Consider the following 1,133-nt stretch of genomic DNA (forward strand, 5'->3'; position numbering starts at 1 on the left):
CACCGACGCGGACCGGGAGCGGATGCGGCGTGGTGGTGTCCTGCCGCTGACCGCCGAGCAGGGGCTCGCGGCCTTCGACGCGGCGCTTTCCGGTGGACGGCCGCTGGTCGCTGCGCTCGCGGTCGACACCGCGGTACTCCGTGCCGCAGAGGCTGTGCCGCCGCTGCTGGCCGGCCTCGTGCCCGGCCGCGCCGTGGTCGCCCCGGCCGGCAGCCCGCTGGCCCGACGGCTGTCCGCGCTTCCCGGGCACGAGCGGTCCCGGGCACTGCTCGCCCTGGTCGGTGGCCAGGTCGCCGCCGTGCTCGGGTACGCGTCGTCCGACCACCTGGACCCCGAGCGGGCCTTCAGCGAGCTGGGATTCGACTCGCTCACCGCGGTCGAACTGCGCAACCGGCTGAACGCGGTGACCGGGCTGCGACTGCCGTCCACGCTGGTCTTCGACTACCCGAACGCCACCCTGCTGGCCGCGTCCCTCGACGAGCGGTTGTCCGACGAGCACGGCCCGGCCGCCACGCCTGCCCGGCGCGTCCGGGTGGACGACGAGCCGATCGCGATCGTGGGGATGGCGTGCCGGTTCCCCGGGGGCGTCGCGTCGCCGGAGGACCTGTGGGAGCTGGTGGCGTCCGGGCGGGACGGGATCGGGTTCTTCCCGGAGGACCGTGGCTGGGACGTGGAGAACCTGTACCACCCGGACCCGGACCACCCCGGTACCTCGTACACGCGGGAGGGTGGATTCCTTTACGGCGCGGGGGACTTCGATCCGGGGCTGTTCGGGATCTCGCCGCGCGAGGCGCTGGCGATGGACCCGCAGCAGCGCCTGCTGCTGGAGACCTCCTGGGAGGCGTTCGAGCGGGCGGGAATCGACCCGCTGGGGCTGCGAGGTTCGCGGACCGGCGTGTTCGCCGGTGTCATGTACCACGACTACGGTTCGCAGACCGCCGCGGTGCCGCCCGGTGTGGAGGGTTTCCTCAGCACGGGCAGCTCCGGCAGTGTCGCGTCGGGCCGGGTGTCGTACACCTTCGGTCTGGAGGGTCCGGCGGTCACGGTCGACACGGCGTGCTCGTCCTCGTTGGTCGCTCTGCACCTGGCGGTGCAGGCGCTGCGCAGCGGGGAGTGTGACGCGGCGCTGGCGG

General features: G+C 73.8%; 1 protein-coding gene. It reads left to right on the plus strand.

Annotated elements, in window-relative coordinates; genetic code table 11:
* The coding region (locus tag PUR61_RS36600; RefSeq protein WP_329883881.1) for an acyl carrier protein at positions 1 to 1,133 on the plus strand (1,133 nt) is incomplete at both ends.

The organism is Streptomyces sp. BE20, assembly GCF_036322525.1.
Taxonomy (GTDB): domain Bacteria; phylum Actinomycetota; class Actinomycetes; order Streptomycetales; family Streptomycetaceae; genus Kitasatospora.